The sequence below is a fragment of the Micromonospora sp. NPDC049523 genome (assembly GCF_040676775.1).
GTDB lineage: Bacteria > Actinomycetota > Actinomycetes > Mycobacteriales > Micromonosporaceae > Micromonospora_G.
This window is the reverse complement of the sequence record NZ_JBFAPP010000008.1, coordinates 317,620-341,788: the sequence shown is the minus strand read 5'-3', so window position 1 is coordinate 341,788 and position 24,169 is coordinate 317,620. Positions and strand designations below refer to the sequence as shown.

The following is a 24,169-nucleotide window of genomic DNA, read 5'->3' as shown; positions in this document are numbered from 1 at the left end:
CCTACTTGAGGCGCGGGATGACGACGAGGCGGGCGACGCCGTTGTCGCCGTCCTTCGCGCCGGAGACACCGAGCTGCGTACCGACCTTCACCTCGGACGGCTGCACGGTCGCCCGACGCTGCACCACCCGCAGGTCCGGCCCGAAGGTCCAGGTCAGGGTGAAGCCGTCGGTCGACTTGACGGTCATCGAGGTGCCGTCGATCGCGGTGACCGTGCCCCGCTGTACGGCGACCGTCTTCGTACCGTCCTTGCCCTGTACCACGACCTCACCGTGCAGGGTGTTCCTGCGCAGCAGCACCCGTGCCCGGGCCCGCTGACGCGGGTCGGCCGCCCGCTCGCCCTGCCGCGCCCCGGTCGGCACGCTGGACGAAGGTTTCGCCTCGACTGCGGAAGCAGCAGCCTCCGGGGAAGCGGCGGCGTCCGGGGAGGCGGTCGCTTCGGCGGCGATGTCCTCGACGTCGAAGCCCATCGCGGCGAGCGCCTGCCCGTCCGCGCCCATCGCCGAGGCCACCTCGACCGCCACCGCCCCGGCGGCGTCCGGCACCGGTTGACCGGCCGCACCGCAACCGGCCAGGCCGATCACACCGATCGAGCCCAGCAGGGCGGTCACGGCGGTGACCCGCAAACGTCGTGTCATCGGTCTTCCCCTCACTCCGGTTCACGGTCCTCGGCTGAGGTCCGTCCGCTGTGGGAAGGTTCCCGCCCCTCGGGCAGCGCCGGGTCAGCCCAAGGTACGGATCAGGTAAAGCCGTGAGCAGGACCCGTCGGAAGCCGACGGGTCAGCGGGCCGGCGGCAGCCAGACGGTGAACCGGGCGCCACCCTCGGGCGCGTGCCCGGCGTCGATCCGACCGCCGAGCCGGCGCACCAGGCCGGCGGCGAGCGCCAGTCCGAGCCCGCTGCCCACCTTGCGTACGCCTCGGTAGCGCTGGTGCAGCGCACCCCGCTCGAAAACCACCGCCAGGTCGTCGTCGGTGAAACCGGGCCCGCCGTCGCGTACCTCGATCACCCCGCCGCCGTCCGGGGCGACCGCCACGGCGAGCACCACCGGTGCGCCCGGCGGCACCACCCGCAGCGCGTTCTCCAGCAGCCCGTCGACGACCTGCCGGATCCGTCCCGGATCGGTGTACGCCGGCACCGGCCGGTCCGGCACCTCGGTCCGGAGTTGTACGCCCACTCCGGCACACCGGGCCCCCCACGTCTCGGCGGCGTCGGCGACTAGCCGGGCGAGGTCGACCGGGATCGGTTCGAGCGGAAAGTCGACCGCCTCCAGCCGGGCCAGCGCCAGCAGATCGCTGACCAGCCGATCGAGGTGTTCGGCCTCGGCGAGCATGGTCTGTCCGGCCCGCTGCGCCCCCTCCGGGCCCACCACCCCGTCGGCGATCGCCTCGGCGTAACCGCGGATCGCGGTCAGCGGCGTACGCAACTCGTGCGAGACCGAAAGCAGGAACTCGCGCTGCCGACCCTCGCTGCCGGCCAGCGCGGCGGCGAGCTGGTTGAACGCGTACGCCAGGTCGGCCGCCTCCTGCGGTGGCTCGACCGGCAGCCGTACGGTCCGGTCACCGGAGCGCAGCCGTCCGGCGGCAACGGCCGCGTTGCGGATCGGCCGGGCCAACCGGCGGGCGAGCAGCACACCGGCGACGACGCCCGCGGCGAGTCCGGCGAGCAGCGGTAACCAGAGGCTGCCGAGCACCGTCCAGAAGAGCCCGGTGGAGACCCGGCGGGCGAGCACCACCCCGTTCCCGCCGGGCAACGCACGCCCCTCCACCAGCGACGGAACACCCGCGACCGTACGTCGGCCGGAGAAGTTTCGACCGGCGCCGACCTGGTCGACCACCCGCGCCGGCAGGCCCGCCCGGTCGGCCACCCCGGCCCGGATCAGGTACGCGTCGATGTCCTGGTTGCGTAGCTGCCGGATGATCCGTTCCTCGTCGGCGGCACGGCCACGGTCGAGGCGGGGACGGAGGGTCTCGGCGGCCAACCGGGCCTGCGCGGCGAGCGCCTCCCGGGCCTGGCGCTGTGCGGCACTCACCGCCAGCGGTCCGGCCACCAAGGCGGTCACCAGCACCGACACCAGCGCCACCGCGCAACTGACCAGCACCGCGCGGGCGGAAAGGGTACGGCCGACCCGCCACCAACGCGGCGGTGGCAGGGCGGTCGGCAACTCGGCGGACGGGGGCGGCGGCCAGCCCTGCCGGTCAGTCGGCACAGGCGTACCCGACTCCCCGGTGGGTCCGGATCACGTCGGCACCGGTGCCGAGCTTGGCGCGTACCTGCGCGACGTGCACGTCCACGGTGCGGGTGCCGGCATGTGCGGCGTAACCCCAGACGGCGGCCAGCAGCTCGTCCCGGGTGAAGACCCGGCCGGGCCGGGCCATCAGGTGCGCGAGCAGGTCGAACTCGGTCGAGGTGAGCTGCACCGCGGCGCCCGCGACGGCAACCGTACGCCGAGCGGGGTCGAGGGTGACCGGCCCGGCCGCGCGCGGGCGTTCGGTCCGGTCCGGCGGGCCTGCCGCCCGGCGCAGTACGGCCCGGACCCGGGCGACCAGTTCCCGTGGGCTGAACGGCTTGGTCACGTAGTCGTCGGCACCGAGTTCCAGCCCGACGATCCGGTCCGTCTCGTCGTCGCGGGCGGTGAGGAAGATGATCGGTGTCCAGTCGCCGGTCTCGCGCAACCGGCGACAGACCTCAGTGCCGGCCAGTCCGGGCAGCGAGATGTCGAGTACGCAGGCGACCGGGCGCAGCCGTCGGGCGGCGGCGAGTCCGGCCGTGCCGTCCCGTTCGACGTGCACACCGAACCCGTCCCGGACCAGGTATAACCGGACCAGGTCGGCGATGGCGGGCTCGTCCTCGACTACCAGGACGAGCCCGCGAGCGGGTACGTCGTCCGTCACCCGACCATGATGGCCGACTCCGGGCCGGCCGGACATGGCGGCTTTGTTCGAGTTCTGTACGGATCCGGTACGGCGGGTCGGCTCAGATCGCGACGGCTGGGCTGAACTTCGGCCGACGGGCCTCTTTCGGGCTCGGCGCCACCGGTGGTTCGGGTACGCCGGCCCCGAGGAACGCGTGGTTGAGCAGGGCGTCGAGATGCACCACCGGCTGCCGCCGGCCGGCCCTGATCAGGTAGCGCTCCCGGACGCCGTCCACCGCGGTCGCGGTGAACTCCAGTACGGGCAGCCGGGGGTCCGGGGCCCAACTGATGTTGTTGAGGTGCCGCAGGTCGCTGTTGAGGTGCAGGCTGAGCCGGTGCAGCAGGCGGCTCTGTTGGGTCACCACCAGCCGGTGGCTGGTGAGCAGGAGCAGGTGGCCGCCGGACACCGGGGCATCCGGTCGGATGCAGCGGGCGACCAGCACGGTGGCGTCGTCGGCGGCCACGCATTGCCGAAAAATCGGCAGGTGCCGGCTCAAGATCGGCTCAGCCAACCCCGCCTCCGCCGCAGCCGGCAGGAACGTTCGGAAGAAGAGGTCCATGCGAGATTCAACGAGACGTCACCGGAATCTGACGTGGCGTAGGCATGGATGAATGTGAAATTACAGAACTTCCACGATGGCAAGTCCACGCTTCGGCAGCACCGAAAAGCACCTATAAGCGGACAAACAGCTACAGCAGCTCCACGATGGTCGCGTTCGCCATGCCGCCGCCCTCGCACATCGTCTGCAGGCCGTACCGGATGCCGTTGTCCCGCATGTGCTGCAACATCGTGGTCATGATCCGGGCGCCCGAGCCGCCGAGCGGGTGGCCGAGGGCGATCGCGCCGCCGCGCGGGTTGAGCCGGTCCGGATCGGCCTCGGTCTCGGCCAGCCAGGCCAGCGGGACCGGGGCGAAGGCCTCGTTGACCTCGTACACCCCGATCTCCTCGATGCCCAGCCCGGCGCGGCGCAGCGCCTTCGCGGTGGCCGGGATCGGTCCGGTCAACATGATCACCGGGTCGTCGGCGGCGACCACCGCGGTGTGGATCCGGGCCAACGGTCGCAGGCCGTGCTGACCGGCCCACTCCGAACTGGTCACCGCGAGCGCCGCCGCACCGTCCGAAATCTGCGACGCGGAACCGGCGGTGACCACACCGTCGGGCCGGAACGGGGTGGCCAGTTCGGCCAGCCGGGCCAGCGTGGTGTCCCGGCGGATGCCCTCGTCGGCGGCGACCTTGCCGCCGTCGGCGACCGGCACCGGGGCGATCTCCGGGTCGAACGCGCCCGCGTCCTGAGCGGCGGCCGCCTTCTCGTGGCTGGCCAGTGCGAACTCGTCGAGCTGCGTACGCGACAACCGCCAGCGCTGCGCCATCAACTCGGCACCGACGCCCTGGTTGAACGGCACCGGTTCGGAGGCGGCGAAGCCGTCCACCCCTCGGTAGCGGGCCCGCACCTGGTCGCCGTACGGCAGCCCGTCGGTGCCGGAGGCGGGCACCTGGATGCTGCTGCCCATCGGCACCCGGGTCATCGACTCCACCCCGCCGGCCACCACCATCTCGGCCTGACCGGAGATCACGGCGGCGGCGGCGAAGTGCAACGCCTGCTGGCTGGAACCGCACTGCCGGTCGAGGGTGGTGCCGGGCACCGACTCCGGCCAACCCGCACCGAGTACGGCGTTGCGCCCCACGTTCCACGCCTGCTCGCCGACCTGGGAGACGCAGCCCCAGATCACGTCGTCCACGTCGGCCGGATCAAGTCCGGTGCGCTCGGCCAACGCCCGCAGCACGTGCGCGGACAGGTCGACCGGATGGACCGTGGCCAGCCCGCCCCGGCGTCGCCCGACCGGGGTGCGTACCGCGCCGACGATGACCGCGTCTCTCATCACAACTCCCCGGTAACTTAGCCTGCCCCGATCGTACGCGCGCAGACTCGTCGCCCGTCCGGGTCGGACCGGCACCCCGGATCGGCGTACCCCGATCCCGGCACGCTGGCTCGGTGCGCCGCGATCCTGGCATCCTGGACCGGTGCACCCCGATCAGAGCGTGACACCGACCCGCTGGCGGGTTCGCCCCGCCGTGCCCACGCTGAAGCTCACCGGGGCGGTGGTCCTGGTCGGGCTCGGCCTGCTGCTCGGCGGCGGGGACCCGGTGCCGATCGGGGTGACCGTACTCGCCGCCGCCGGCCTGCTCGGCTGGGCCGTACGCGACCTGGTGGCACCGGAGAGACTCGCCGTCGACCCCGCCGGGGTGACCGTGATCAGGGGATTCGCCGGTCGGCGGCACCTCGCCTGGACCCAGATCGAACGAATCGTGGTGGACAACCGGCCACGCCTCGGACTGCGTACGGACACCCTGGAACTCGACGCCGGCGACTCGCTGCACTTCTTCAGCCGCCACGACCTCGGCGCCGAGCCGGGCGAGGTGGCGAACGCCCTGCGGGCGGCGAAGTTCAGCGCTGTCAGGACGCCCGGCGGCCCGGCCTGATCCCTCGGTCAGCCGGGCCCTCGGTCAGCCGAGCAGCGGGTCAGCCGAGCAGCAGTGAGGTACGGAGCACGGTCAGGCCGATCAGCGCGAGCACGATCAGCGCACCACCGGTCGCCTGGAAGACCGACCGGCGCATGCGCGGGGCGTAGGCGAGCACCAGCGCCATCAGGGCGCCGATCACCAGGCCGCCGAGGTGGCCGGCGATCGAGATGCCGGGCACGGCGAAGGTGAAGACCAGGTTGACCACGAGGACCGGCACCACCGCCGAGGTGTCCCGACCCATTCGGCGCATGATGATGAACAGCGCGGCGAAAAGTCCGAAGATGGCGGTCGAGGCGCCCACGGTCTGCGCGTTGGGCGCGGAGAACAGGTACGCGGCCACGTTCCCGCCGAGCCCGGCGATCAGGTAGAGCGCCAGGAAGCGCAGCGGCCCGAGGGTCGCCTCCAGGGTGCGGCCGAGCATCCAGAGCGCCCACATGTTCAGCAGCAGGTGCACGATGCCGTAGTGCAGGAACATCGCCGTGAACAGGCGGTAGTACTCGTCCGCGGCGACACCGTGCGGGGCGCCGAACGGCTGGTAGGACGCGAAGCCCAGCACCGAGCCCCACCGGGTCAGCGGGGTACCGCCACCGAGCAGGCCGCCCAGGCCGCCACCGGCAACCGCGTCGCCGCCACCGGCCGACGCGATCGAGATCAGCATCAACAGCACGTTGAGGCCGATCAGGGTCTTGGTCACGTAGCCGGCACGGCCGGCGGCACCGCCACCGAAGGCGGTACGCGCCGGCCGCTGGCTACGTCGACCTTCCGCCACGCACTCGGGGCACTGGTGCCCGACCGATGCTTCCCGCATGCAATCAGGGCAGATCGGCCGGTCGCACCGGGTGCACCGGACCCAGGTCTCGCGACCCGGATGGCGATAGCAGACCGGGGTGGTCGGGGGCGACTCGCTCACGCGGCCACCTCACTGCGCTTGCTCAACGCCCGCCACCTCGCTGCACTCGGGGTGCTCTCGCTCATGCAGGCAAAGGGTACCCCGGTCGGTCGTCAGTCGCCGATGCGCTCGATCTCCACCCGCTCGATCACCACGTCCTGACGGGGCCGGTCGGCCGGGTCGGTCGGGGTGTTGGCGATCGAGTCGACAACCTTCACCGAGTCGTCGTCGGCCACCTGGCCGAAGATCGTGTGTCGGTTGTTCAGGTGCGGGGTCGGGCCCACGGTGATGAAGAACTGCGAACCGTTGGTGCCTGGTCCGGCGTTCGCCATCGCGAGCAGGTAGGGCCGGTCGAAGCGCAGCTCCGGGTGGAACTCGTCACCGAAGTTGTAACCGGGGCCACCGCGGCCGGTGCCGGTCGGGTCACCCATCTGGACCATGAAGCCGCTGATCACGCGGTGCGAGATGGTGCCGTCGTAGTACGGCCCGCTGCCCGGCTTGCCGGTGCGCGGGTCGGTGTACTCCTTGGTGCCTTCGGCGAGTTCGACGAAGTTGCGCACCGTCTTGGGCGCGTGGTTGGGGAAAAGTTCCAGCCGGATCGGACCGGCGTTGGTGTGCAGGGTGGCGTAAATGGCCTCGGCCACGGGGTACTCCTCGATCGTCGTGGACTTGCCGGCCGGGGGACGCAGACCGGCAGGCACGGGTCAGTTTCCATGCGGATCCTCCCATGTGCCCGTTCCGGCCGTGCGGAGGCATCCGAAGGTGGAGGATGACGGAGGAACAACCCGAGGAGGTGGAGACCGGTGTTTGGATTCGGGCGCCGCAAGTCCCACGGCCAGCTCATCCGTACCGAGCTGGGTGAGGGCTTCGGTCACATCAGGCAGGCTGCCGGCCACGCGGCGGAGGGTGTCGGCGCAACCGTCGGCCCACGCGTACAGGTGGCCCGTGGCTATCTCGCGCCGACCGCGACGAAGGTCGCACAGACGGCAGCCGATGGTTGGGGATCGACCATGACCGCGATCGCGCCCCTCGCCGTGGCCGCACTTGCCGGCGCTCGCCAGGCCGGTGCGGGCACCGGTCGGACGGGGACCAGGAACCTGACGGGATCAAAGAAGAAGATGATGATGAAAGCGATGCCGAAGAAGAAGCGGAAGCCGAACACGTCACGTCGGCGCTGGACCATGCTCACCGGGCTGCTCGCGGCCGGCGCGGTGGCCGGTGCGGTGGGGGCGGTCGCGATGCGCCGCCGGCACCAGGAGCACTGGGAGACGTACGAGCCGCTGCCGGCGCCGGAAACCAGCCGCAGCGACGGTCGGGCGACCGCCGGTGGTGGCCTCAGCTCCAGCGCGGGCGGCGCAGGACGACCGACCGGCGAGACCGCCGCGGGCGCGACGAAGCCGAAGCCGGTCACGATCGAGAAGGTACGGGACCGGACCGCGGTGGCGGGCGAGAAGATCTCCACCACCGCCGGTACGGCCACCGACGGCGCCAAGTCCGGGGCGAAGCCCGACGGGCTGCTCGGCACCGGCAGCGGGGCAGGCAACAGCCGGAGCTGACCGGCTCGGGGCGTACCCGTGAGCCGGGAACGACCTACCCGCGAGCCGGGAACCCGGTCAGAGCCAGCGGTTGCGGCGGAACCAGCGGTAGAGCCCCAGTGAGATCGCCACCATCAGGGCGAACACCACGGGGTAGCCGTACTTCCACTGGGTCTCCGGCATGTACGCGAAGTTCATGCCGTACACGCCCGCGATCGCGGTCCAGACTGCGGCGATACCGGCCCAGGCGGCGATCTTGCGCATGTCGTTGTTCTGGTCGACGGTCACCTGGGCGAGTCGCGCCTGCAGGATCGAGTTGAGCAGGTCGTCGTACGAGTTGACCTGCTCCACGGTCCGGGTGAGGTGGTCCTGTACGTCCCGGAAGTAGCGCCGGACCTCCTTGGGCACGTCCCGGTTGACCGTCCCGGTCAGCATCATCAGCGGCCGTTGCAGCGGGACCACGGCCCGCTTGAACTCGACCAGCTCGCGCTTCATCTGGTAGATCCGCTGGATCCGCCCGTGCGCCTTGACCGAGAACACCTGCGCCTCCAGGGTGTCCAGGTCGACCTCGACCTGGTCGGCGACCTCCATGTAGAGGTCGACCACCCGGTCGGTGACCGCGTACGCCACCGCCCAGGGTCCCTGTTCCAGCAGTTCCTTCTTGCCCTCCAGGTCGGCCCGGACCGCGGCCAGCCGGCAGGCGTCGCCGTGCCGGACGCTGATCACGAAACGGGGGCCGATGAAGAGCATCACCTGACCGGTCTCGACCACCTCGGAGGTCTCGGTCAGCTCGCCGTGCTCGACGTACCGGGCGGTGCGCAGCACCAGGAAGCTGACCTCACCGAACCGCTCCAGCTTCGGGCGCTGTTCGGCCTTGACCGCGTCCTCGACCGCCAGCTCGTGCAGGCCGTACGTCTCGGCGATGCCGGCCATCTCCTCCTGACCCGGCTCGTGCAGCCCGAGCCAGACGAAGGCGTTGGACTTGCCGTCGGCGGAGTTCTGCTCGGCGGCGGCCAGTGCGGAGGCGTAGTCCCAGTCGCCAGGCTGGCGTACGCCGTCGACGTAGAGGCCGCAGTCGACCACCCCGGTACGGACACCGCCCGCCGGGGAGGCCGGGTGCTGGCCGGAGTCGGCGTTGAGTCGACGGCCCATCGCCCGGACCGGTTCGATCCAGGAGCGGGGCCGGACCCGGACCCGCCCGTCATTACCCGTCTGGTCCCGGTCGAGTCGCTCTGCCATGGGCTTGCCCGCCCCCCTCCGTGATTCTCGGTTCGCGGCTTGCAGGCTACGCCGAGAGTCGCCGTACGCCGACCGCGCCGGGGAGGGTCGGCGCCGGGTGGACCGACCGCGTCGGGGGGGTAAGGAGCGGTCGGCCCACCCGGCACCTTTGGGGGCGGGGGGCTATGCATTTGGGTCCTGCCGGCCGACCTCGGCGGGACCAGCACGAACAACGTCGTGGCTGGTGGCCGGGTCGAAACGCGACAGGCGCTCGCAGCATTGTGGGCCGTTTGCTGGTCCGGCGGGACCCCCGGACCAGCAAAGGCGAACTTTTGTCGGGTATCCGACAGTTGTTTAGTGGTCGACGCTGAATTTTTCTGATCAACGACGATTTCTTGCAGGCGGTGCCGGGCGCTTTCCGACGCTCAGTTCTGGCCCCGGACCTCGTCCACCGCGGCGGCCAGCCGGCGTACGCCCTCCTCGATCTGGTCGACAGTGACCGCCGAGTACGCCAACCGCAGCGCGTGGTGTCCGCCCTCGATCAGGAAGTCGCTGCCCTTGACAACGGCGACCCCGCGTTCGGCGGCAGCCGGCGCCAGCCGGTCGACCCGCACGTCCGGCGGCAGCTCGATCCAGAGGAAGTAGCCGCCGTCGGGCTCGTAGAACCGGACACCCGGGATCTGCGCGCGCAGCGCCTCCCCGAGCAGCCGGGCCCGCTCGCCGAGTGCGGTGCTGACGGTTTCGATCGAGCGGTCGATGTCACCGGAGACGCAGAACTGGTAGACCGTGGCCTGCGCGAACATGCCCGGCGAGATGTAGAGGTTGGTGGCCTTCTTGGCGATCTCGGCGATCAGCGCGGCCGGCCCGATCAGGTAACCGACCCGGACACCGGGGCAGACCGTCTTGGTGAAGCTCGACGCGTGCACCACCACGTCGTGCTCGTCCAGGGAGAGCATCGAGGGCAGCTGCTCGCCCCGGAACCGGATATCCGCGTACGGGTCGTCCTCGAAGATCGTGAAGCCGTACTCGGCCGCGAGGGCGAGCAGCGTCCGCCGCTTCTCCAGCGAAAGGGTCACCCCGGCCGGGTTCTGGTAGTTCGGGATGATGTGCGCGAGCTTCGGGCGTACCCCCGACTCGAGCAGCTTGCCCAGCTCCTCGGTGTCGATGCCGTCCGGGTGGATGGTCACCGAGTGCAGGTCGCCGCCCTGCTGTTGCAGGTTGAGCAGGGTCCGGTCGTAGGTCGGCCGCTCCACCACCACCGAGTCGCCGGGCCGGACCAGGTGCTCGAACAGGAACGCGTCGGCCTGCAACGAACCGTTGGTCACCAGCACCTGGTCGACCGCGACGCCGTGCTTACGCGCGATCCACTCCCGCAGGGGCGGGTAGCCCAGCGACGTTCCGTAGGCGGTGACGCCGGCCGGGTCCGCGTCCAGGGCGCGTACGGCCGCGGCCTTCAGCCCTTCGATATCGATGATGTCCAGCGACGGAGCGCCACGGGCAAAGGAGATCAGCTGCTCGGCAGTCATGACTACCCAGCGTACGGGCGACCCCGGCAGCTACGGCGGCGGCACGGCGATGTCCGAATCCTGGAAAACGGGACCGGCTTCGTCCCAACCCGCGCGCCGAACCCGGCGGGCACACATCGCCCACACCGGCTGCGCACCCGGGAAAAGACCCTGTTCACAGCGCACATCCGGGAACTAATCTCGACCCGTGCCCACCGACCCCCTCCGGTGCGCCGGAGCGCTGATCGTCGACGACGACGGTCGGATCTTCTTCCAGCGCCGGTCCCCGCAGCGAAAGCTCTTCCCTGACACCTGGGACATCGTCGGTGGCCATCTGGAGCCCGGCGAGGGGATCGAGGACGCGCTGTCGCGCGAGGTGACCGAGGAGACCGGGTGGACCGTCTCCGTCGTCCTCGGCCTGGTCGGCGAGTACACCTGGACCGGCAACGACGGGTTCACCCGACTGGAGAGCGACTTCCTGGTACGCGTCGACGGCGACCTGACCCGCCCCCGGCTCGAAGTGGGCAAGCACACCGAGTTCCGCTGGCTGGGCGAGCACGAGATCGACGTGCTGGACGAGCATCGGCACGTCAACGACGGCATGATCCGCCGGATCGCCGAGGACGCGTTCGCCGCCCTGCACGCGATCGGCCTCTGACCCGATCCGACCGCTGACCGATCCGACCGCTGACCGGTTCGACGGCTGCCCGGTCCGGCTGGAAACCGCCGTTCTGTCCCTCGGGGCTATCCTCCGTGCGGTAGTCGTTGTCACAAGGAGGATCCACCGATGATCGGATTAGTGCTCGCCGCAGGGGCCGGGCGCCGGCTGCGCCCGTACACGGACACCCTGCCCAAGGCGCTCATTCCGGTCGATGGTGGCACGACCATCCTCGACATCGCGCTGCACAACCTCGCCGAGGTCGGGCTGACCGAGGTGGTCGTCGTGGTCGGCTACGCCGCCTCCGAGGTACGCGACCGCCAGGCCGCTCTGGAGCAGCGCCACGGCGTACGGCTGACGCTGGTGCAGAACGACAAGGCCGAGGAGTGGAACAACGCGTACTCGCTCTGGCTGGCCCGGGACCACTTCGCCCAGGGGGCGTTGCTGGTCAACGGCGACACCGTGCACCCGGTGAGCGTGGAGCGGACGCTGCTGGCCAACCGTGGTCCGGGCATCCTGCTCGCCATCGACGACGTGAAGAAGCTGGCCGACGAGGAGATGAAGACCATCTTCGACGCCGACGGGCAGCTCACGAAGATCACCAAGCTGATGGACCCGGCGGACGCGTACGGGGAGTACATCGGCGCCACGCTGATCGAGCCGGCCGCCGCGCCCGCCCTCGCCGACGCACTGGAGGCGACCTGGCGCCGGGACCCGAACCTCTACTACGAGGACGGCTACCAGGAGTACGCGAACCGGGGCGGTGAGGTGCGCGGCACCCCGATCGGTGACGTGGAGTGGGTCGAGGTCGACAACCTCGCCGACCTGACCCGGGCCCGGGAGATCACCAGCTGGCAGTGGGCGCCAGCGTCCGGCACCGACGGCCAGCCGACCGGCAGTTAGGGGACTCGGGTGCCGCTGCTAGCCCGTACGGTCAACACGCCGCTGATCATCGAGGTACGCCGGGGCGCAATCGCCGACCTCGGTCCCCTCCTCGCCGACCAGCGCATCTCCGCCGGTGGCGACGTGGCGGTGGTGGTCGGTCCAGGGCAGGGTGAACGGATCGTCGAGCTGATCCGTCCCACCCTCGGTTCCGCCGACGTGTTCACCGTCGCCGGCGGCACCCTGGACGCCGCTCTCGAACTCGGCGACAAGCTGCGCGCCCGCTCGTACGACGCGGTTGTCGGCATCGGTGGCGGCAAGACCATCGACACCGCCAAGTACGCCGCCGCCCGGTACGGCATCCCGATGGTGTCGGTGGCGACCAGCCTCGCCAACGACGGCATCGCCTCCCCGATCGCCACCCTGGACCACGACGGCGGACGCCCGTCCTACGGCGCGCACATCCCGATCGCGGTCGTGGTCGACCTGGACTTCGTCGAGTCCGGCCCGGACCTGCACAACCGGGCCGGGATCGGTGAGCTGCTCAGCAACATCAGCGCGCTCGCCGACTGGGAACTGGCCCGCGAGATGTGCGGTGAGCGGGTGGACGGGCTCGCCGCCACGCTGGCCCGTACGGGCGCCGAGGCGATCATCAACCATCCCGGCGACATGAGCGACGACGGCTTTGTCACCATCCTCGCCGAGTCGCTGATCGCGAGCGGGCTGGCGATGGCGATCAGTGGCACCAGCCGGCCGTGCAGCGGCGGCTGCCATGAGATCATGCACGCGATGCACCTGCTCCGGCTCGGCACCGGCTCACACGGCGAGCAGGTCGGGCTCGGCGGTCTCTTCTGCACCTTCCTCCGCGGGGACCTGCCCCGGTTCCGGCAGATGGCGAGCTGTCTGCACCGCCACGGCCTGCCGATCCTGCCGGCCGACCTCGATCTGACCGACGACCAGTTCGTGGACGTGGTGCTGCACGCGCCCCGGACCCGGCCGGACCGTTACACGATCATCGAGCACCTCGACCTGTCGCCGGACGGGATCCGCGACCGGCTGGCAGACTACGCCGATGCCCTCCGTGACCACCTCCGCTGAGCCGTCCCGTCCGACCACCGCCGACTTCTACCGGGTGAACCGGGGCGGCGGCCTGTTCAGCGAGGCGTTCAGCCAGCGCCTCGGTGCCGGCTTCGCGCTGCTCGCGTACCGCCTGGGGTTGAGCCCCACCGCGTTGACCATGGGGAACCTGGTGCTCGGGCTGGCCGCCTCGGTCACCGTGGTGGCGCTGGCCGGGCCGGTCGCCGACGGCGACGTACCGGCCTGGGTGGTCGGCCTGGTGGCACTGGTCGGCTGGCAGGTCGCGTACGCCCTGGACTGCGCCGACGGGCAGCTCGCCCGGGTCACCGGGCGGGGCAGCCCGGCCGGCGCGCGGGTCGACATCCTCTGTGACGTGGCGGCCCAGATCGCGCTGGTGACGGCGCTCGGCGCGACCGCGGTGGCGCAGCGCCCGAGCACCCCGGTCTGGCTGGTCGCGGCGTTCGCCGGCACCTGGATGGTCAACCTGGTCACCTCGGTGATGCAGGCCGGCCCGAACCACGCCAGCATGGTCACCTCGACCAGCCTGCCGGTACGCCTGGCGAAGCTGATCCGCGACTACGGCGCGGTGATCTTCGTGGCCGCCCTGGTGCTGATCATCGTCCCGGCCGCGACGATCTGGATCATCGCCGCCTTCACCCTGGTCAACGGCGGCTTCCTGCTCGCCAGCATCGCCTTCTCCGCCCGCGCCTCCCTCCGCTGAGGGGCTACCCGGCGAGGGACCTGTAGGTGTCGAGGAGCTGGCCGGTGACCACCTCGGGGCGGAAGGTGGCCAGGTAGCGGGCTCGGGCCAGCGGGGCCAGCGCGGGGGCGGCGGCACGGGCGGTGGGCAGGGCGGCGGCCAGTGCGGTCGCCTCCGCCGGCACCACCCAGCCGGCGGCGGTCGGCGGATGGTCCATCCCGATCAGGTACGGCACCCCGCCGAGCGCCGTACCGAGCACCGGTCGGCCGGCGGCGAGCGCCTCGATCACCACCGTCGGCAGCACGTCGTGCCAGGTCGGTACGGCCACCACCACCGCGGCCGCGCGTACGGCGGCCCACACCCCGGCGCGGTCCAACGGGCCCAGGTATTCGACGTCGGTACGTTCCCGGGCCGCCGCCTCGGCCAGCGGCCGCAGTTCACCGTCCCCGGCGATCCGCAGCGGGCCGAGCGACCCCTCGGGGTGCTGCCGCCACGCCTGGAGCAGCAGGTCGAGGCCCTTCTCCGGGGAGAGTCGGCCGAAGAAGAGGAAACCGTCGCCGAGCGGGGCCGGCTCGCCCGGATCGGGGATCGCGTTCGGCTTGACCACTATCCGGTCGTCCGGGATGCCGTACTCGCGCAGGTGGTCGGCGACGGCGGAGGTGAGCGCGATGAACCGGTCGACCGACCGCCAGGTCGGCCGGTGGATCGCCAGCGTGGTCGCCATCAGCGCGCTCTGCGCCCGCGAGCCCCGGTAGCAGCGGTGCACGATCGCCGGCACGCCGAGCGCCCGTCCGCGGCAGTCGTGGCAGATGTGCCCGTCCCGGAAGTACAGCCCGGAGGAGCAGACCTGGCGGTAGTTGTGCACGGTCTGGACCACCGGAACGCCGTGCCGGTGCGCGGTCCGCACTACCCAAGGTGACAGCAACGGGTACGGATTGTGCAGGTGCAGTACGTCCGGCCGCTCGGTCTCGATCAACCGGCTCAGGTCCTGCTGCGCCTGTGGCGCGTAGATGGGCGAGATCGGCAACAACACCTTCGCGCTCTTGGGCATCGCCGGGATCTCGTCCGAGCTGCGCAGGAACGGCAGCACCTCGACGCCCGCCCCGGTGAGCTGGGCGATCTCCAGATCGACCATGGTGTTCTCGCCCGACGGCTGAGCTTCTCGATACCGGTTGTGCGCTACGACCACCTTCACGCGACTAGAGGCTACCGTTAGTGACGTGCCCGAACTGCCTGAGGTAGAGGCGCTCGGCGCCTACCTGCGCGAGCGCGCGGTGGGCCGCCGGGTGGAGCGACTCGAGGTCGCCGCCATCAGCGCCCTGAAGACGTACGACCCGCCGCCCTCGGCCGCGGCCGGCAGGTGTGTGACCGGCGCCGGCCGGTACGGCAAGTTTCTCGACGTCCGCTTCGACGACGGCCTGCACCTGGTGGTCCACCTGGCCCGAGCCGGCTGGCTGCACTACCGGGAGGCGTTCCCGTCCACCACCCCGCTCAAGCCCGGCAAGGGCCCGATCGCGGTCCGGGTACGCCTCGACGACAGCTCCGGCTTCGACCTGACCGAGGCCGGTACGCAGAAGAAGCTGGCCGCGTACCTGGTCACCGACCCGGCACAGGTGCCCGGGGTGGCCCGGCTCGGCCCGGACGCGCTCGCCGCGGACCTGCCCCTGTTCAGCGAACGGCTGCGCGCCAAGCGCGGACAGGTCAAGGGGGTCCTGACCAACCAGGAGATCCTGTCCGGGGTGGGAAACGCGTACTCCGACGAGATCCTGCACACCGCCCGGCTGTCCCCGTTCGCGATCACCGACAAGCTCACCGACACGCAACTCGCCGCCCTGCACACGGCGACCCGCCAGGTGCTCGGTGACGCGGTCGCCCGGTCGGTCGGGCAACGAGCCGCCGAACTGAAGGGCGAGAAACGGTCCGGGCTGCGGGTGCACGCTCGTACCGGACTGCCCTGTCCGGTCTGCGGCGACACGGTGCGTGAGGTGTCGTTCGCTGATTCGAGCCTGCAGTACTGCCCGACCTGCCAGACCGGGGGCAAGCCGCTGGCCGACCGCCGACTATCGCGACTTGTGCGTTAGGTGACCAACAATTGGCTGAGGGTAGAAATCGCCCAGGTGGAGCTGAAATCTCCATCGGACAGATCTGGCCAGGACGCCATCCATCGGTATAGTGACCCGGTCCGGGGCTCTTATCGGGCGGTGCCGGCTCGCTCTCATCGCCCGTCGGTGGAGCGTAAAGTCCCTCCGGTCGACGCCCCTACCGGGGCCTGCGTGGGAGACTGAGACGGTGGGCGACCCGAGCCCTTTCGGCGAATGGGCGGCACGTGTCACACGGGAGGACGTAGGTGAGGTGACGACAAGCCTCCAGCGCCCGGTAACTGGCACTGGCCGGAATGGCCCGGTACGACACGTCGACAGCTTCGAGATCCAGCTGCCGTCGACTCCGCCACCTAACGGCGTACCCCGTTCCGCCTGGGCAAAGGTCAGCCGGCGGGTTTCGCGTTGGCACCGTCCGTACATCCTGATCCTGCTCGTGCTGGACTTCGGCGCGGCTGCGCTGGCCAGCTGGGTCTCGATCCAACGGTTCGAGAAGGCCACCTCCGGTTTCAACGGCGCGGACGTCGACGCCACCTGGTTCCATACGGTGACGTACCTGTTACTGCCGCTCGGCTGGTTGCTGGTGCTCTGGGGCAACCGCGCCTATGACCGGCGCTATCTCGGCATCGGCACGGAAGAGTTCAAACGCGTCGTACGGGCCGGCGTCGTGGTCGCGGCAAGCGTTTCGTTCCTCGCCTTCGCCACCGTGACAAAACTGTCCCGACTCTCCGTCGCCACCGCGGTGCTCGGCGCACTGCTGTTCATCCTGATCTTCCGATTGCTGGCCCGTTTCGCACTGCACACGATGCGGCGGCGCAGCGGGCACGCCGCGCACCGGATGGTGCTGGTCGGCACCCTGCCGGAGGCGCTGGAGGTCTACACCGCGGTCACCCGCAGCCCGGCCGCCGGGCTGATCCCGGTCGCGATCCACCTCACCGACGGTTACGCCGCCGCCCGGGGCATGGACACGCCGGTGCCGGTCTACGCCGGTCGCGACGTGCTGTCGCTGGTCCGCGAGGTCGCCGGTGACACCATCGCGGTCTGCGGTTCGGCCAGTTGGGAACCGGGCGAACTACGCCGGCTCGCCTGGCAGTTGGAGGGTTCCGGCATCGACCTGGTGGTCGCACCGCAGTTGACCGACATCGCCGGTCCGCGGGTGCACATCCGGCCGATCGAGGGCCTGCCGCTGCTGCACGTCGAGGAACCCACCCTCTCCGGGCCGGCGCTGCTCGCGAAGAACCTGCTCGACCGGGTCGCCGCCGGGTTGGGTCTGCTCCTGCTCTCCCCGCTGTTCATCGCCATCGCGCTGGCCATCCGGATCTCCGACCCCGGCCCGGTGTTCTTCCGCCAGCCGCGGGTCGGCCACGAGGGCCGCACCTTCCGGGTCTGGAAGTTCCGGACGATGTACGTCGACGCGGAGGATCGCCTCGCCGGGCTGGTCGACCAGAACGAAACCGACGGCATGCTCTTCAAGATCAAGGAGGACCCGCGGGTCTTCCCCGTCGGCCGGTTCCTGCGGGCCAGTTCCCTGGACGAGCTACCCCAGCTGATCAACGTACTCAAGGGCGAAATGTCCCTGGTCGGCCCGCGTCCGCTCCCGGCCGACGACGGCGACTTCCTCGGCGACGTACGCCGCAGACTGCTCGTCCGCCCCGGCATGACCGGCCTCTGGCAGGTCTCCGGACGCTCCGACCTCTCCTGGGACGAAGCCGTACGGCTCGACCTCTACTACGTCGACAACTGGTCCCTCGCGTACGACCTGAGCATCCTCTGGCGCACCATCGGGGTGGTCCTCGCCCGCAAGGGCGCCTACTGACCGGGCAGGGCGTGGGTTTCGCTTTTCGGGCGGGTCGGACAGGATCTGTGCGTGGGGCCGAACCTCTCTGCTGTGCTTGCGGTCGTCGCGCTGGTGAGTGCGCTCGGCGCCGCCCTGTTCGCGGTGGTACGACTGCGCGCCCGGCGGGGCATCGCGACCGCGACCCAACTGGCGACGTACGACGTGTTGCACACGGCCGGGCTCGCGGCCGAGCCGTTGCGCGCGGGCCTGAACCCGGCGAGCGCGGCGAAGGCCGTACGGCACCTGCGCGCCCTCGTCGGCGCGGCCGGGTTGGCGCTGGTCGACGACAGTGAGGTGCTCGCCATCGACGGTCGGGGCGGCCACCACGGCGCCCAGTACGTCACCGCCGCGGAGCGGGCGATCGCGGCGAACCGGTCGACGGTGCTCGGTGAGGCGGAGTTGCGCTGCGACCGGGTCGACTGCCCGATCCGGGGTGCGGTGGTGGCGCCGCTGACCGGCTCCGACGGCCGGGCCGTCGGGGTGCTGGTGGCGATAGCGGACGACCAGCCGGCGCCGGGTCTGGTCCAGGCGACGCTGGAGACGGCCCACTGGGCGAGTGCGCAGCTCGCGCTCGCCGAGCTGGACTCGTCGCGGGAGCGGCTGGCCCGCGCGGAGGTACGGGCGCTGCGGGCACAGATCAGCCCACACTTCATCTACAACGCGCTGACCGCGATCGGCTCGTTCGTGCGTACGGATCCGGAGCGGGCCCGCGAGCTGATCCTGGAGTTCGCCGAGTTCACCCGGTACTCGTTCCGGGCGCACGGAGAGTTCACCACGCTCGCCGAGGAGTTGCGTTCGATCGACCGTTACCTCACGATCGAGCGCGCGCGCTTCGGTGACCGGCTCCAGGTGCGGCTGGAGATCGCGCCCGAGGTGCTGCCGGTGAGCGTGCCGTTCCTCTGCCTGCAACCGCTGGTCGAGAACGCCGTACGGCACGGCCTGTCCCGCAAGCCGGGGCTGGGGATGGTCAGCATCGAGGCGCGCGACGCCGGAGCGGAGTGCCACATCACGGTGGAGGACGACGGGGTGGGGATGGATCCGGCGGTGCTCGCCGAGGGCATCGCCGAGGCGGCCCGGGACAGCGCCGACGACTCAGGCCAGCACGTCGGGCTCTCCAATGTGGACGAACGGCTCCGGTCGGCGTTCGGGGACGGCTTCGGCCTCGTGGTGGAGACCGGGCTGGGATCGGGTACGAAGGTGAGCATGCGGGTGCCGAAGTTCCACCGACAGGTCCGGGCACGTACGTGAACGGCTGGAAGGGGGCGCAGGCGTGAACGGTTTCCTGCGGGTGCTGGCGGTCGACGACGAGCCGCCTGCGCTGGACGAACTCGCGTACCACCTGCGGGCCGACCCCCGGGTGGCCCGGCTGCACACCGCGTGCGACGCGACCGAGGCGCTGCGGGTGCTGCGGGACGCGGACGTGGACGTGGTCTTCCTCGACATCCGGATGCCGGGGCTGGACGGGATGGAACTGGCCCGGGTGCTGCGGCGGTTCGCCCGACCTCCGGCGATCGTCTTCGTCACCGCGTACGACGACGGTGCGGTGGACGCGTTCGACCTGGGGGTTACCGACTACGTCCGCAAGCCGGTACGCGCCGAGCGGCTGGCCGAGTCGCTGCGTCGGGTGATCGGCGCCCGGGTGGTGCCCGCCCATCCGGCGGCGATGGCCCGGGCCGAGGAGGATCCGACCATCCCGGTGGAACTGGCCGGTACGACCCGGATGCTGCCCCGGTCGGCCGTGCGTTGGGTGGAGGCGCAGGGCGACTACGCCCGGCTCTACACGGCGGACGCGTCGCACCTGGTCCGAGTGCCGCTGGCCACCCTTGCCGAACGCTGGGCCGATGCCGGTTTCGTCCGGATCCACCGCTCGTACCTGGTGCAGCTCCGGCTCATCGCCGAACTCCGGCTGGCCAACTCCGGGTACGTGGTCGTGGTCGACGGCACCGAGCTGCCGGTCAGTCGCCGGCACACCCGCGAACTGAAGGACAAGCTGGTCCGCGCCGCCAAGCAGGACTGGAACCGTTGACGGGTTATCCACAGGCGAAGCTCGTTCTCCACAGGTTATTCACAACCTGCCCCATCCCTCTCCATCCCGCATGCCTACAGTCCAGGACATGAACGAGCGTCGGGTCCTGGTCGTCGAGGACGAGCAGACGATCGCGGAGGCGGTCGCCGCGCGGTTACGGGCCGAGGGTTTTGCCGTCGAGATCGCCGGTGACGGTCCGTCCGCGGTCGAGTCGGTCCGACTGCGCCCACCGGATCTGGTGGTGCTCGACGTGATGTTGCCGGGCTTCGACGGGTTGGAGGTGTGCCGGCGGATCCAGGTCGACCGCCCGGTGCCGGTGCTGATGCTGACCGCCCGCGACGACGAGACCGACCTGCTGGTCGGGCTCGCGGTCGGCGCCGACGACTACCTGACCAAGCCGTTCTCGCTGCGGGAACTGGCGGCGCGCGTACACGCCCTGCTGCGCCGGGTGGACCGGGCGGCGAGCAACGCGCAGCAGATCCTCCGGCTCGGCGACCTGGAGATCAACCAGGCCGAACGGCGGGTACGCCGCGCCGGGGTGGAGGCGCACCTGACCCCAACCGAGTTCGACCTGCTGGTCCACCTCGCGGGGCGGCCACGGACCGTACTGCCCCGGGAACGATTGCTCTCCGACGTCTGGGGCTGGGCCGACGCGTCCGGCACCCGGACCGTGGACAGCCACATCAAGGCGCTGCGCCGTAAGCTCGGCGCGGATCTGATCCGGACCGTGCACGGCGTCGGCTACGCACTGGAGGTACTCCCATGACGGAGACGATCTGGGCCTGGATCAACCGGGGACTCGACCTGCTGCCCCGCCCGCTCGACCCGGTCCGCTCGATCAAGGTGAAACTCGGGATACTGCTGGTGTCCTCGGGCGCCGCCGCCCTGCTCGTCTTTCGGATCGGCATCGGCTGGATCCCGCCGTGGACCTCGGTGACCGCCATCATCATCGCCCTGGCCACCTCGCAGGTCCTCGCCCACGGGATGACCTCGCCGCTGCGGGAGATGACCGCCGGAGCACGGGCGATGGCCCGGGGCGACTACTCCCGCCGGGTCCGGGCCACCTCGCGGGACGAGGTCGGCGAACTGTCCGTCGCGTTCAACCAGATGTCGGCTGAGTTGGCCGAGGCCGACCGGCGGCGGCGCGAGCTGATCGCCAACGTGTCGCACGAGCTGCGTACGCCGATCACCGCACTTCAGGGGGTGCTGGAGAACATCGTGGACGGGGTGGCCGAGCCCGAGCCGGCGACACTGCGTACCGCCCTGGCGCAGACCGAACGCCTCGGTCACCTGGTCGCCGACCTGCTGGACCTGTCCCGGCTGGACGCCGGGGTGGTGCCGCTGCGCCGGGTCGACATCGACGTCGCGGACTTCCTGGACGAGGCGGTCCAGCAGGCCGCGGTGAGCGCGTCCGGCGCCGGGCGGACGGTCGATTTCCGGGTACGCCAACCAGCCGTGCCGCTGAGCATCAAGGCCGACCCGTGGCGGCTGCACCAGGTCTTCGCGAACCTGCTCGACAACGCCGCCCGGCACAGCCCGACCGGCGGAAACGTACTCGTCAGCGCCGAGCAGCGGGCCGACCGGCTCGACGTCGAGGTGACCGACGAGGGCGAGGGGATCCCGGTGGGGGAACGCTCGCGGGTCTTCGAACGGTTCACCCGTGGCGAGCGGGCCGGTGACGGCGGCACCGGGCTCGGCCTGGCCATCGCCCGCTGGGTGGTGGAGATGCACGGCGGCACCATCGCGGTGGCGGAGCCCGCACCGATTGCCGGCAACCGCCGCAGCACCGGTTGCCGGATCCGGGTGAGCCTGCCGCTGGGCCTCACCCAGCCGTCGGTCGCCACCGGCTCCTGAACCCTTCCCGTACCACCGACTGTCCGACGCCGCGTACGACTGGCGGGCGGACCAGCCGGTCGGATCCGTGCGCCCTTCGGAGGAAGCATGTCCGCGAGTCCAGTCCTCGGTCCGGTACCCGAACCGGAACCGTCAGCCGATCCGCACCAGTCTCGGAAGACCACCGCCGCGACACCGGCGGGGCCGGCGGACCAGCCGGCGCCGGCAGCAGCCCAGCCGCCGGCGAATTCTCCGCGACGACCGGCGAGTCCTGTGGAGCGACCAGCGGCGCTGACCCAACGACCGGCCGCATCCGCCGCAGGGGGCGCAGCGGCTCCGACACAGCATCCGCCCGCGACGACGCCGCACCCGGCGCCGACCGCGCAGGGCGCACAGGTTCCGCACCCGGCGGCACAGGTTCCGCACCCGGCGGCGCAGGTTCCACACCCGGCGGCACAGGTTGCGCACCCGGCGCAACAATCGCTCGCGACCACGTGGCCGCCCGCGGGGCCCCACTGGCCGGTGCCGGCGCGACCACCGCTCGTGCCCCCGCCGCCGTCGATGTGGCAACGGCGTTGGCCGGGGCCGGCGGGCGCCGCACCGCAGGCGGTCCTGGCCGCGACGGCCGGAGCGGCGGTCATCGCCGCCGTCAGCATCCCGCTGGACCGGGCCGGTGTCGGCTGGCTCGTCGCCGTGGTGGCCGGCACGGTGGCACTGGCCACCGCCGCATCCAGCCGGACCAGCACGAGTCCGCCGAGCCCAGCCGAGGCGAATCCAGCCGAGGCGAGCGCGACCGAGCCGAACGCGATCGAGCCGGACGCGTCCAAGCCGAACCCCGCCATCCCAAAGCTGGCCGAGCCGAGTTCGGCCGAGCCGAACGCGGCCGAGCCGAACGCGGCCGAGCCGAACGCGGCCGAGCCGAACGCGGCCGACTCGGACCGGGCGAGCCAGGAGGCGGTACCAGCGAGTTCGGGTCCTGCGGGCAGTGCGGTCGGCAAACCGGCCGAACCAGGCCCGGCCGGCGTACGCGACGGCACGATCGGCGACGGTGACACAGACCCGGTACGGTCCGGCAACACGGGGATGCCGGACCGTACCGCTTCAACCGGGCCGGGGCGGGTCGGCCGGGCACCGCTGGGCGTCGCTCGACTCGTCTGGCTGGCGGCGACGGTGGCCCTGATCGGGGTCGGCACCGTGCGGGCGGCCGGCTGGCTGTTCGTACTCTGTCTGCTCACCGCCGGACTGACCGCGTGCCTGGCAGTGGCGAACGGCCGCACCCTGACCGGCCTGGTCTTCTCCGTCCTGATCGCGCCCGAGGCGCTTTTTCGGTCCGTGCCGTGGGCGCGACGCGGGCTGCGTCAGGCGGACCGGTCCGGCCGCTCCAGCCTCAGCCGGGGCTTCGCCACCGCGGGCGTCTCGGTCGCCCTGCTGGTGGTCTTCGGCGCCCTGTTCGCCTCGGCGGACGCGGCGTTCGCCGACCTGATCGACGGGCTGCTGCCGGAGTTCTCGGCCGGAACCGTGTTCAGGTGGATCTTCGTGGGGTTGGCGGTTGCCGGCGGGCTGCTCGGAGCGGCGTACGTGCTGGCCGCGCCGCCGGACCTGGCCGGGTTGGAGCGGCCCGCCCGACACCGGCTCAGGGGTACGGAGTGGGCGGTGCCGGTCGCCCTGCTCGACGTACTCTTCGCGGCGTTTGTGCTGGTGCAGCTCACCAACCTGTTCGGCGGCTCCGCCCACGTGCAGGACACGGCCGGCCTGACGTACGCCGATCACGCCCGGGGCGGCTTCTGGCAACTGCTGGCGGTCACGGTGCTCACCCTGATGGTGATCGCCGGGGCGATCCGGTGGGCGCCTCGACAGACGACGGCGCAGCGTTGGCTGATCCGGGGGCTGCTCGGCGTACTCGCCCTGTTCAGCCTGGTTGTGGTCGCATCCGCGCTGTACCGGATGAACGTCTACACCCACGCGTACGGCGCCACCCGGCTCCGCCTGCTGGTGGCCGCGTGCGAGCTGTGGCTCGGGGTGGTCTTCGTACTCGTGCTCGTCGCCGGGGTGCGGCTGCGCGCAACCTGGCTGCCCCGGGTGGCGGTCGGTACGGCGGTACTGGCGCTGCTCGGCCTGGCCGTGGCGAACCCCGACCGGCTGATCGCCGAACGCAACGTCGACCGGCACGCCGCCAGCGGACGGCTGGACCTCGACTACCTGTCCCGGCTCTCCGCCGACGCGGTGCCGGCACTCGACAAGCTCCCCGGCCCGCTGCGCGACTGCGCGCTCAGGGAGATCGCGCAGGAGTTGACCGACCATCCCGACGACTGGCGCGGCGCGAACCTCGGCCGCTCCACCGCGTGGAAACTGCTGCGCGCGGACCCGGTGGTGGGCCCCGGACAGCAGTACGGCACCTGCCCCGGAACAACCCGACCGACCTCCTGACCAGCGGCAACGGGGGCGGGCACTTGACAATCGGCTGCGGGAGGTGA

The 24,169-nt window shown here is 71.3% G+C and carries 23 protein-coding genes; 13 read left to right on the top strand and 10 right to left on the bottom strand.

Features of this window, described 5'->3' with window-relative positions; genetic code table 11:
* Nucleotide 1: 1 nt before the first annotated feature.
* The 5 genes from AB0J90_RS15555 to AB0J90_RS15535 form a co-directional block, all read right to left on the bottom strand.
* Nucleotides 2-637, bottom strand: a complete 636-nt coding sequence (locus AB0J90_RS15555; protein WP_363596211.1) for a hypothetical protein — start codon at nucleotides 635-637, stop codon at nucleotides 2-4.
* A 142-nt stretch (nucleotides 638-779) separates the two neighbouring features.
* Nucleotides 780-2,162: a HAMP domain-containing sensor histidine kinase gene (locus AB0J90_RS15550; RefSeq protein WP_363596273.1), complete on the bottom strand. Its 1,383-nt coding sequence runs from the start codon at nucleotides 2,160-2,162 to the stop codon at nucleotides 780-782.
* A 34-nt stretch (nucleotides 2,163-2,196) separates the two neighbouring features.
* A complete protein-coding gene (locus AB0J90_RS15545; RefSeq protein WP_363596209.1) occupies nucleotides 2,197-2,892 on the bottom strand; it encodes a response regulator transcription factor in 696 nt (231 codons plus the stop codon).
* 82 nt (nucleotides 2,893-2,974) lie between these two features.
* Complete coding sequence (locus AB0J90_RS15540) at nucleotides 2,975-3,472, bottom strand: hypothetical protein (RefSeq protein WP_363596207.1); 498 nt, start codon at nucleotides 3,470-3,472, stop codon at nucleotides 2,975-2,977.
* A 130-nt stretch (nucleotides 3,473-3,602) separates the two neighbouring features.
* Nucleotides 3,603-4,793 (bottom strand): acetyl-CoA C-acyltransferase, encoded by a 1,191-nt coding sequence (locus AB0J90_RS15535; RefSeq protein WP_363596205.1) that lies wholly within the window; start codon nucleotides 4,791-4,793, stop codon nucleotides 3,603-3,605.
* A 142-nt stretch (nucleotides 4,794-4,935) separates the two neighbouring features.
* Here AB0J90_RS15535 and AB0J90_RS15530 point away from each other — a divergent pair, with 142 nt between their 5' ends.
* On the top strand, nucleotides 4,936-5,394 hold the full coding sequence (locus tag AB0J90_RS15530) for a PH domain-containing protein (protein WP_363596203.1): 459 nt from the start codon (nucleotides 4,936-4,938) through the stop codon (nucleotides 5,392-5,394).
* A gap of 40 nt (nucleotides 5,395-5,434) precedes the next feature.
* Here the strand turns inward: AB0J90_RS15530 and AB0J90_RS15525 are convergent, their stop codons facing one another.
* Complete coding sequence (locus AB0J90_RS15525) at nucleotides 5,435-6,346, bottom strand: rhomboid family intramembrane serine protease (RefSeq protein WP_363596201.1); 912 nt, start codon at nucleotides 6,344-6,346, stop codon at nucleotides 5,435-5,437.
* A gap of 92 nt (nucleotides 6,347-6,438) precedes the next feature.
* On the bottom strand, nucleotides 6,439-6,969 hold the full coding sequence (locus AB0J90_RS15520) for a peptidylprolyl isomerase (RefSeq protein WP_363596199.1): 531 nt from the start codon (nucleotides 6,967-6,969) through the stop codon (nucleotides 6,439-6,441).
* A gap of 159 nt (nucleotides 6,970-7,128) precedes the next feature.
* Between AB0J90_RS15520 and AB0J90_RS15515 the strand changes: the two genes are divergently transcribed.
* The gene (locus AB0J90_RS15515; RefSeq protein ID WP_363596197.1) at nucleotides 7,129-7,881 is read left to right on the top strand and encodes a hypothetical protein; all 753 of its coding nucleotides are present in this window, start codon (nucleotides 7,129-7,131) and stop codon (nucleotides 7,879-7,881) included.
* A 57-nt stretch (nucleotides 7,882-7,938) separates the two neighbouring features.
* Here AB0J90_RS15515 and corA read toward each other — a convergent pair whose 3' ends face one another.
* Both corA and AB0J90_RS15505 read right to left on the bottom strand, forming a co-directional pair.
* Complete coding sequence (gene corA / locus AB0J90_RS15510) at nucleotides 7,939-9,099, bottom strand: magnesium/cobalt transporter CorA (RefSeq protein ID WP_363596195.1); 1,161 nt, start codon at nucleotides 9,097-9,099, stop codon at nucleotides 7,939-7,941.
* A gap of 404 nt (nucleotides 9,100-9,503) precedes the next feature.
* Nucleotides 9,504-10,604, bottom strand: coding sequence for a PLP-dependent aminotransferase family protein (locus AB0J90_RS15505; RefSeq protein WP_363596193.1), 1,101 nt, complete (start codon nucleotides 10,602-10,604; stop codon nucleotides 9,504-9,506).
* Between the two features lie 187 nt (nucleotides 10,605-10,791).
* Here AB0J90_RS15505 and AB0J90_RS15500 point away from each other — a divergent pair, with 187 nt between their 5' ends.
* From AB0J90_RS15500 to AB0J90_RS15485, 4 genes are all read left to right on the top strand, one after another.
* Entirely contained in the window at nucleotides 10,792-11,241 is a 450-nt protein-coding gene (locus AB0J90_RS15500) for an NUDIX domain-containing protein (protein WP_363596191.1), read from the top strand.
* A gap of 129 nt (nucleotides 11,242-11,370) precedes the next feature.
* The gene (locus AB0J90_RS15495; protein ID WP_363596189.1) at nucleotides 11,371-12,144 is read left to right on the top strand and encodes a phosphocholine cytidylyltransferase family protein; all 774 of its coding nucleotides are present in this window, start codon (nucleotides 11,371-11,373) and stop codon (nucleotides 12,142-12,144) included.
* A 9-nt stretch (nucleotides 12,145-12,153) separates the two neighbouring features.
* Complete coding sequence (locus AB0J90_RS15490) at nucleotides 12,154-13,221, top strand: iron-containing alcohol dehydrogenase family protein (RefSeq protein WP_363596187.1); 1,068 nt, start codon at nucleotides 12,154-12,156, stop codon at nucleotides 13,219-13,221.
* Nucleotides 13,205-13,921, top strand: coding sequence for a CDP-alcohol phosphatidyltransferase family protein (locus AB0J90_RS15485; RefSeq protein ID WP_363596271.1), 717 nt, complete (start codon nucleotides 13,205-13,207; stop codon nucleotides 13,919-13,921). The genes AB0J90_RS15490 and AB0J90_RS15485 overlap by 17 nt, the downstream gene beginning before the upstream one ends.
* Before the next feature lie 4 nt (nucleotides 13,922-13,925).
* Here AB0J90_RS15485 and AB0J90_RS15480 read toward each other — a convergent pair whose 3' ends face one another.
* Nucleotides 13,926-15,095, bottom strand: a complete 1,170-nt coding sequence (locus AB0J90_RS15480; protein WP_363596185.1) for a glycosyltransferase family 4 protein — start codon at nucleotides 15,093-15,095, stop codon at nucleotides 13,926-13,928.
* Between the two features lie 25 nt (nucleotides 15,096-15,120).
* On the opposite strand from AB0J90_RS15480, the gene AB0J90_RS15475 reads away from it, so the two are divergent.
* From AB0J90_RS15475 to AB0J90_RS15445, 7 genes are all read left to right on the top strand, one after another.
* Nucleotides 15,121-15,981, top strand: coding sequence for a DNA-formamidopyrimidine glycosylase family protein (locus AB0J90_RS15475; RefSeq protein WP_363596183.1), 861 nt, complete (start codon nucleotides 15,121-15,123; stop codon nucleotides 15,979-15,981).
* A gap of 271 nt (nucleotides 15,982-16,252) precedes the next feature.
* Nucleotides 16,253-17,815, top strand: coding sequence for a sugar transferase (locus AB0J90_RS15470; RefSeq protein ID WP_363596181.1), 1,563 nt, complete (start codon nucleotides 16,253-16,255; stop codon nucleotides 17,813-17,815).
* 51 nt (nucleotides 17,816-17,866) lie between these two features.
* Nucleotides 17,867-19,084, top strand: coding sequence for a histidine kinase (locus tag AB0J90_RS15465; protein WP_363596179.1), 1,218 nt, complete (start codon nucleotides 17,867-17,869; stop codon nucleotides 19,082-19,084).
* A 22-nt stretch (nucleotides 19,085-19,106) separates the two neighbouring features.
* The gene (locus tag AB0J90_RS15460; RefSeq protein WP_326561767.1) at nucleotides 19,107-19,862 is read left to right on the top strand and encodes a LytTR family DNA-binding domain-containing protein; all 756 of its coding nucleotides are present in this window, start codon (nucleotides 19,107-19,109) and stop codon (nucleotides 19,860-19,862) included.
* A gap of 88 nt (nucleotides 19,863-19,950) precedes the next feature.
* Nucleotides 19,951-20,628 (top strand): response regulator transcription factor, encoded by a 678-nt coding sequence (locus AB0J90_RS15455; protein ID WP_363596177.1) that lies wholly within the window; start codon nucleotides 19,951-19,953, stop codon nucleotides 20,626-20,628.
* On the top strand, nucleotides 20,625-21,716 hold the full coding sequence (locus tag AB0J90_RS15450; RefSeq protein WP_363596175.1) for an ATP-binding protein: 1,092 nt from the start codon (nucleotides 20,625-20,627) through the stop codon (nucleotides 21,714-21,716). Before AB0J90_RS15455 ends, AB0J90_RS15450 begins: the two co-directional genes overlap by 4 nt.
* 540 nt (nucleotides 21,717-22,256) lie before the next feature.
* The gene (locus AB0J90_RS15445; RefSeq protein ID WP_363596173.1) at nucleotides 22,257-24,122 is read left to right on the top strand and encodes a DUF4153 domain-containing protein; all 1,866 of its coding nucleotides are present in this window, start codon (nucleotides 22,257-22,259) and stop codon (nucleotides 24,120-24,122) included.
* Nucleotides 24,123-24,169: the final 47 nt, after the last annotated feature.

Coding starts and splice junctions, on each gene's coding strand:
- AB0J90_RS15535 (WP_363596205.1), bottom strand. CDS start 4,793: ATGAGAGACGCGGTCATCGTCGGCGCGGTACGCACCCCGGTCGGGCGA.
- AB0J90_RS15445 (WP_363596173.1), top strand. CDS start 22,257: ATGTGGCAACGGCGTTGGCCGGGGCCGGCGGGCGCCGCACCGCAGGCG.
- AB0J90_RS15450 (WP_363596175.1), top strand. CDS start 20,625: ATGACGGAGACGATCTGGGCCTGGATCAACCGGGGACTCGACCTGCTG.
- corA (WP_363596195.1), bottom strand. CDS start 9,099: ATGGCAGAGCGACTCGACCGGGACCAGACGGGTAATGACGGGCGGGTC.
- AB0J90_RS15540 (WP_363596207.1), bottom strand. CDS start 3,472: ATGGACCTCTTCTTCCGAACGTTCCTGCCGGCTGCGGCGGAGGCGGGG.
- AB0J90_RS15455 (WP_363596177.1), top strand. CDS start 19,951: ATGAACGAGCGTCGGGTCCTGGTCGTCGAGGACGAGCAGACGATCGCG.
- AB0J90_RS15495 (WP_363596189.1), top strand. CDS start 11,371: ATGATCGGATTAGTGCTCGCCGCAGGGGCCGGGCGCCGGCTGCGCCCG.
- AB0J90_RS15555 (WP_363596211.1), bottom strand. CDS start 637: ATGACACGACGTTTGCGGGTCACCGCCGTGACCGCCCTGCTGGGCTCG.
- AB0J90_RS15505 (WP_363596193.1), bottom strand. CDS start 10,604: ATGACTGCCGAGCAGCTGATCTCCTTTGCCCGTGGCGCTCCGTCGCTG.